Origin of the sequence: Mesorhizobium sp. M1169, assembly GCF_040318345.1 — a bacterium.
In the GTDB taxonomy this organism is placed as follows: domain Bacteria; phylum Pseudomonadota; class Alphaproteobacteria; order Rhizobiales; family Rhizobiaceae; genus Mesorhizobium.
Map to the genome: position 1 here is coordinate 180,643 of NZ_JAMYME010000009.1, position 6,658 is coordinate 187,300.

Consider the following 6,658-nt stretch of genomic DNA (forward strand, 5'->3'; position numbering starts at 1 on the left):
CATGACCGAGCCCGGCGACACGCTTCTGGACCGACTTGGCCGCTGGCTTGCCGGCCGGCTGCAGGAGGAATCGTCCGGCTACGAGCCTTACACGCCGTCGGACGCCGAAACGTTGCGCCGAACGCTCGAGCCCGGCGACATCCTGCTCATCGAAGGCAACCAGAAGATCTCGGCGGCGATCAAATACCTCACCCAGTCGACCTGGTCGCATGCCGCCTTCTATATCGGCGATGCATTACCGGAGTCGGAGGACGGATCGGAGCGGCGGCGCCTGATCGAGGTCACGCTCGGCGATGGCTGCATCGCCGTGCCGCTGTCGCGCTATCGCAGCTACAACACCCGCATCTGCCGGGCGAGTGGCCTGGCTCCGGACGATCGCGAAGCGGTCGTCGCGTTCATGATCGGCAGGCTCGGTCTCAGATACGATCTCAGGAACATATTCGACATGCTGCGCTACTTCTTGCCGACGCCGCCGGTGCCGGTGCGCTGGCGCCGCCGCATGCTGGCTTTCGGTTCCGGCGACCCGACGCGCGCCATCTGCTCGTCGCTGATCGCCGAGGCGTATGGCCTGATCCGCTACCCGATCCTGCCGGAGATTACCCGGGCGCCTGGCCGTGCCTCGGCCCAGTCGAGCTATTCGCGCAGGGAAATCCTGCACATCCGCCATCACTCGCTCTACACGCCGCGCGATTTCGACCTGTCGCCCTATTTCCGTATTGTCAAGCCGACGCTGGAATACGGCTTCGACTACCGGCAGATGGTCTGGGATGACAAGGTAGCGACCAAGACTGCCGAATAGCCGCTCGATCTTGTGTTTGAGCAGGGGCCCTTTGAGAACCGGTTTGCGGCCGATACTCAGGGGTAAGAAGCTCAGTCAGACTGGCTGCCGCCAACAGCCCGGACTCGGTCGTTCTGCATTTTGACCTAGGCCGGCAGACGTCGTCCGTTTGCGGCAGCCGCAACTCGATCGTCGGTCCGTGCGCCTGCGTCGCGCGGATGCGGCCCGATCGGCATGATCACCGGGAACGGCGTTGCGCCGAACGCAAACGTCCATTTGTAGCCGACCAGTCGGTCTTCAGGCGTCGTGTGCTGGTCGTGATGAGCAAGCAATTTGGCGCGCTCCGCCAATTCCTCCGCCTCGCGCCTGACCATTTCCGCCGTTTCCGGCCGCATCCGCCTGGAGAAGCTGACGAACGTCGACTCGCGCTCAAGATGGGTGATGGCCCAGCCGATGAAATTCTTGTTGGTCGTCTCGAACAGCGGCCGCAATGGCCCCTCGAAATTCCACTGGATCGGCGCCTCGATCAGCAGCCTTGCCGACAGGCCGCGACCGAGCGCGACCAGGCTGAGTTCCTCGAGCTCGCGCAGATAGAGGAACATCGAAGCCTCGCTCAGCCCTTGTGAGCGCATGATGCCTTCGGGCGTGAATTTCTCGGAAAGCATGACAAAGACGAACAGCAGTGCCGGCCGCCCGGCGAGCTTGCGCTCGATCTCCGGCGCGATCTGGTTGGCGGGTCCTGGTCCTCTGTTCATAGAGCCGAGCACGTTCTCCAACTCTACGCCGGCGGCAGTGCAGATCTCCATCAGCCGGTCGAGCTTGCAGTTGCGCTCGTGGAAGATGCGCTTCACCGTCGGCTCGGAAACACCCATCCGCTCGGCAAGGACGCGATAGGTGATGCCCTTTGCCTTAAGCGTCCGCTTCAGCGCTTCGAAGATCAGGCCGTTCATGGGATGCACCTCTTTTGCACGATTTGGTATCAGCCTTCGGTACTAGTCCTGATAGCTCTTCCCGAAAAGTATCGAAAAGCCTAGCTCTCCGCCAGTCCATTACAGGAGACTAGCCATGAAGAGCCTCTTCACCTCGATGCTTCTCGCCCTGGTCGGCATCGCAGCCGCGCCGGCAGTTCAGGCCGCTGAACTGTGGCGCACCGGCGGCCTCGAGCAGCCTGAATCGGCGCTGTTCGACGCCGCCGGCCAGCGCGTTGTCGTCTCGAACATCGTCGGCAATCCCGGCGAAGCCGACGGCAACGGCTATCTGTCGATCCTGTCGATGGACGGCAAGCTAGTCACGCAACACTGGACCGACGGCATGGACGCGCCCAAGGGCATGGCGATTGTCGGCGGCAAACTCTACGTCGCCGACCTCACCCATGTGCGCGTCGTCGACCTCGCAAGCGGCAAGCTAACATCGACGATCGACGTGCCGAACGCGGTCTTTCTCAACGACGTGACCGCCGACGCGTCCGGCAAGATCTACGTCACGGATATGCTTGCCGATACGATCTATCGCATAGACGGCGACCGGCCCGAACTGTTCGTCAGGGATGCGGCGCTTGCTTCGCCGAATGGCATCTTCGCCGATGGCGGCCGGCTGATCGTCGCTTCCTGGGGCAAGGGCATCAAGCCCGACTTCAGCACCGCGGAGCCGGGCGGCCTGCTCTCGGTCGATCTTGCTACCAAGGCCGTTTCGCCACTGACTGGCGCGGAAAAGTTTGCCAACCTCGATGGCGTCGTTGCCATCGGCGGCAGCATCTACGCCACTGCCTATATGACCGGCACGCTCTACCGCTACAAAGCCGGCGGCACGCCGCAAGCGGTTGCGACGTTCAAGCCGGGCAGCGCCGACATCGGCACCGACGGCAGGTCGACAATCTTCGTGCCGCTGATGAACGAGGGCGAGGTCTCAGCGTTGGGCCTCGACTGAGCCGGCGTTGCCAGTTCAGGCGACGGGCGCGGCTCTCCTCAGCTGCGCCCGCGCATCCGTGATCGAGGCGCATAAGTCACCAGCGGCCGCTTGACGCCGTGGTTGATTAGCATGCGGCGTATCCTGCGCTGAAGCGCCTGATATAATGAAGCGAACGCCGGCGCGGCTCGCCTTGTGGGCCCGCGCCCTCGATGACATTGGCTGCCGTCGAATCGAAGAACGGCACCGCCGAACAATCGAGGATGAAGTTCCTGCGCTGGCGTGGTCGGCGACGTCTTTCTGCACCAAGGATTGATGATCTGCCTCCAAACATGCAGCACTCTTTGCCAGCCGATGCGCTGTCATGCTACAAACCTCGGCATCGTTTGGCGGGACATCCGCTGCGATCCCGATTTCACAGGAACGACCTCAAAAGGATGAGCGGGTGAAGATATTCAAAGCGTTGGCAACCTCGACAGCCTTGCTGTCGATGGTTTTCCTGCTGGCAGGCTGCGGTCATGGCCTGATCAACAGGCTGATTTGAGTCAGGTGCCGTCGGCCCGCCCAAGCCATCGCTGCAGGAACCGTGCCGCAAGCCAGCACAGCATCGCCCAGGCAAAGCCGGCGCACCAGCCGGCCAATACGTCGGACGGCCAGTGGACGCCGAGATAGATGCGGCTGATGCCGACCACCACTGTCGTCAGCACCGCCAGCCCGAGTACATAGATCTTCGTTGTGCGCCCGGGCAAAACCCGCGCCGCCATGCTGCCCAGCGTCAAATACGTCACCGCCGACAGCATGGCGTGGCCGCTCGGAAACGAAAGCGATGCCACATCGGCGAGATGCGAGACCAGATCGGGGCGCGGCCGGTCGATGTCGAATTTCAGCACGCTTGACAGGAGCTGGCCGCCCGCTACCGCGACGAACATGAGAAGCGCCGCGCCTGGCCTGCGGATAAGGAGCAGATAGACGATCATTGCTGCCGTGATCAGCAGCAGTACGCTGGCGCTGCCGAGGCTGGTGATGTCGCGCATCGCCCCTTCCAGCCACGCCGGTCCGATCGGATTGTCGGGCTGGCCGGCTTTGCGGAAGGCAAGCAGGATTTCGGTGTCGAAGGCATGCGGCGTGGTCGCCCGCGCCAGCTCCATCAGCTCCTCGAACCCCCACAGCCCGCCGGCAATGACCAGCCCGGCCAGCAGAACCGGGAACTCCAGCCAGTTGGGCAGTCTGCTTGCAATCTTCTTCATCGGCCCGATCGCAGTTACAGCCTTTGCAGATAGGGCCCGAGCGTGATCAGCGCCACAGCTGCGATGGCAAGCACGATGCCGGTTGCCTGCAAGGCATTGACGCGTTCGCCGAAGAAGACCAGCGCCACCACATTCACCGACACCAGCTGGATCACCGCCGACAGGCTGAACGACACCGACATGCCGAATTCACGGATCAGCCTCAGCATGATCAGATTGCCCAGCGAGTAGAGCGCCAACGTCAGCACGATCTTGCCGAGGCTCGGCGCCAGCCCCCACTGTTTTGCGGCCATCGCCGCCAGCAGGAAGATCACCGTCGAGACGCAGAGCTGCCCAAGTCCCCAGAAACTCACTTTTGTTCCTCCCGATGCGGTCCCTACCGCCTGCCGCAGCTCTTGTTTCCGAAGCGCCGGTCGCGGTCAAGCGGGGCCGATGTTGGATACGAAATCGCAGGTGGCAATTTAGCCGGCATGTCATCAAACTGTGACCTGCCGGTAATACCGGATTGGCAAGGCAACACGCTCCAGCAATCCATCCAGCCAGAGGCAGGCCCTATGACCGAACATCGCACCCCTGACGCCCATTTCCGCACCAGCCTGCTCGAGGAAAACGATGGGCCAGGAGCCAATCCCACCGACAACCGCACCATGGGTGAGATCATCGCCGCGCGGTTCTCGCGCCGCGGCTTCCTCAAGGGTTCGCTTGCCGTCTCGGCCATAGCCGCTACCGTCAGCCCGCTGGCGCTGATCACCGCCGACAACGCCCGCGCCGCCAAAGGCTCCGCCTTCGCTTTCGACGAGCTCGAGGCCGGCATCGACGACAAGCATCACGTCGCACCTGGCTATGACGCCGACGTGCTGCTGCGCTGGGGCGATCCGCTGTTCGCCGATTCGCCGGGATTCGATCCGACAAAACAGTCGGCGGAAGCCCAGGCCAGACAATTCGGCTACAACAACGACTATGTCGGTTATATCCCGATCGACGGCTCGGCCGAGCACGGCCTGCTGGTCGTCAATCACGAATACACCAATCCGCACCTGATGTTTCCGGGTCTCGTCACCATCGTCGATGGCAAAGCCAAGCAGGCGCCCCTCAGCAAGGAGCAAGTCGATGTCGAGATGGCCGCGCATGGCGGCACTATCGTCGAGATACGCAAGGTATCAGGCAAATGGCAGGTCGTTCGCGACGGCAAGCTCAACCGCCGCATCACCTCCAACACCGAGATCGCGCTCTCCGGCCCGGTCGCCGGCCACGACCGCGTCAAGACCAGCGCCGATCCGACCGGCACGAAGGTCATCGGCACCATCAACAATTGCGCCGGCGGCGTCACGCCGTGGGGCACCTATGTCATGGCCGAGGAGAACATCCACGGCTATTTCTCGGGCGAGCTGCCGCAGGGGCATAAGGAAGCCGCCAATTACAAGCGCCTCGGCATTCCCGAAGGTGCCTATGAATGGGCAGCGCATTACGACCGTTTCGACATCGGCAAGGAGCCGAACGAGCCAAACCGCTTCGGCTGGATCGTCGAGGTCGACGTCCAGGATCCGACTTCGGCGCCGAGGAAGCGCACCGCGATGGGGCGCTTCAAGCATGAGGGCGCCGAATCGATCGTCGCCAAGGATGGCCGTGTCGTCTTCTATCTCGGCGACGACGAGCGCTTCGACTATGTCTATAAGTTCGTCACCACAGGCAAGTTCGATCCGGACAACCGCGCCGCCAACATGGATTTGCTCGACGACGGCACCTTGCATGTAGCCAAGTTCGCCGACGACGGTTCGGTCGAATGGCTGCCGATCGCCTTCGGCCAGGGGCCGCTGACGGCGGAGAACGGCTTTGCCGGCGAGGCCGACGTGCTGATCGAGACGCGCCGCGCCGCCGACCTGCTCGGCGCCACCAAGATGGACCGCCCGGAAGACATCCAGCCCAATGCCGCCAACGGCAAGGTCTATGTCATGCTGACCAACAATTCGAAGCGCAAGGCCGACCAGGTCGACGCTGCCAACCCGCGTGCCGAAAATGCCTTTGGCCACATCATCGAGATCGTCGAGGACGGCGGTGATTTCACCGCGACAAAGGGCAGGTGGGAAATCCTGCTGAAATGCGGCGATCCCGCTGTGGCCGACGTCGGCGCCACCTTCTCGACCGCAACCACCGCCAATGGCTGGTTCGGCATGCCGGACAATTGCACGGTAGATTCGGCTGGCCGCCTCTGGGTCGCCACCGACGGCCAAGGCCCGAAAGCCACCGGCCGCACCGACGGTCTGTGGGCTGTCGATACGGAGGGGACGGCACGGGCGACATCAAAGCTGTTCTTCCGCGTGCCGATCGGCGCCGAAATGTGCGGTCCCCTGTTTGCGCCGGACGACCAGACCGCCTTCGTTGCGGTCCAGCATCCGGGCGACGGCGGCGAGGACTGGGAGGCTTTCGGCCGTCCGTCCTACTATGAGGATTTGTCGACGCGCTGGCCCGACTTCAAGCCGGACATGCCGGTGCGCCCGGCGGTCGTTGCCATCACCAGGCAAGGCGGCGGCAAGATCGCGGTCTGACACGCAGCAAGGTCTTGCAGTCTCAAGGAAGGATTTCGGCGGTACGAAATCCTTCCTTCCGATACCGGATGCATCCATGCTGCGCATCATGCGCCGACTAGAGCGGGATGACTTGAGGCTGAATCGGCGTGGGATTCCCTTGGGCGGGCAAATCTGATTCAACCTTCTTGCTGGGCAAGGAG

General features: G+C 63.0%; 6 protein-coding genes and 1 pseudogene. 3 read left to right on the forward strand and 4 right to left on the reverse strand.

Translation table 11 applies throughout. From position 1 onward, the window contains the following. Position 1 precedes the first annotated feature (1 nt). Positions 2-799, forward strand: a complete 798-nt coding sequence (locus NKH41_RS12485; protein WP_352770219.1) for a C40 family peptidase — start codon at positions 2-4, stop codon at positions 797-799. A 125-nt stretch (positions 800-924) separates the two neighbouring features. Here the strand turns inward: NKH41_RS12485 and NKH41_RS12490 are convergent, their stop codons facing one another. Further along, positions 925-1,728 (reverse strand): helix-turn-helix domain-containing protein, encoded by an 804-nt coding sequence (locus tag NKH41_RS12490; protein ID WP_352770221.1) that lies wholly within the window; start codon positions 1,726-1,728, stop codon positions 925-927. A 115-nt stretch (positions 1,729-1,843) separates the two neighbouring features. On the opposite strand from NKH41_RS12490, the gene NKH41_RS12495 reads away from it, so the two are divergent. Further along, on the forward strand, positions 1,844-2,704 hold the full coding sequence (locus tag NKH41_RS12495; RefSeq protein WP_352770224.1) for an SMP-30/gluconolactonase/LRE family protein: 861 nt from the start codon (positions 1,844-1,846) through the stop codon (positions 2,702-2,704). 15 nt (positions 2,705-2,719) lie between these two features. On the opposite strand, the pseudogene NKH41_RS12500 reads toward NKH41_RS12495, so the two are convergent. From NKH41_RS12500 to NKH41_RS12510, 3 genes and pseudogenes are all read right to left on the reverse strand, one after another. Continuing rightward, a pseudogene (locus NKH41_RS12500) lies at positions 2,720-2,969 on the reverse strand (sodium-independent anion transporter); the annotation flags it as partial. 259 nt (positions 2,970-3,228) lie between these two features. Next, entirely contained in the window at positions 3,229-3,930 is a 702-nt protein-coding gene (locus tag NKH41_RS12505) for a phosphatase PAP2 family protein (protein ID WP_352451848.1), read from the reverse strand. A 14-nt stretch (positions 3,931-3,944) separates the two neighbouring features. Continuing rightward, entirely contained in the window at positions 3,945-4,283 is a 339-nt protein-coding gene (locus NKH41_RS12510; protein ID WP_023679017.1) for a hypothetical protein, read from the reverse strand. A 201-nt stretch (positions 4,284-4,484) separates the two neighbouring features. Here NKH41_RS12510 and NKH41_RS12515 point away from each other — a divergent pair, with 201 nt between their 5' ends. Then, the gene (locus tag NKH41_RS12515; protein WP_352770227.1) at positions 4,485-6,476 is read left to right on the forward strand and encodes a PhoX family protein; all 1,992 of its coding nucleotides are present in this window, start codon (positions 4,485-4,487) and stop codon (positions 6,474-6,476) included. Positions 6,477-6,658: the final 182 nt, after the last annotated feature.

What these genes read in the sequence shown, in the direction of transcription:
- NKH41_RS12485 (WP_352770219.1), top strand. Translation starts at nt 2, where the DNA reads ATGACCGAGCCCGGCGACACGCTTCTGGACCGACTTGGCCGCTGGCTT.
- NKH41_RS12490 (WP_352770221.1), bottom strand. Translation starts at nt 1,728, where the DNA reads ATGAACGGCCTGATCTTCGAAGCGCTGAAGCGGACGCTTAAGGCAAAG.
- NKH41_RS12495 (WP_352770224.1), top strand. Translation starts at nt 1,844, where the DNA reads ATGAAGAGCCTCTTCACCTCGATGCTTCTCGCCCTGGTCGGCATCGCA.
- NKH41_RS12505 (WP_352451848.1), bottom strand. Translation starts at nt 3,930, where the DNA reads ATGAAGAAGATTGCAAGCAGACTGCCCAACTGGCTGGAGTTCCCGGTT.
- NKH41_RS12515 (WP_352770227.1), top strand. Translation starts at nt 4,485, where the DNA reads ATGACCGAACATCGCACCCCTGACGCCCATTTCCGCACCAGCCTGCTC.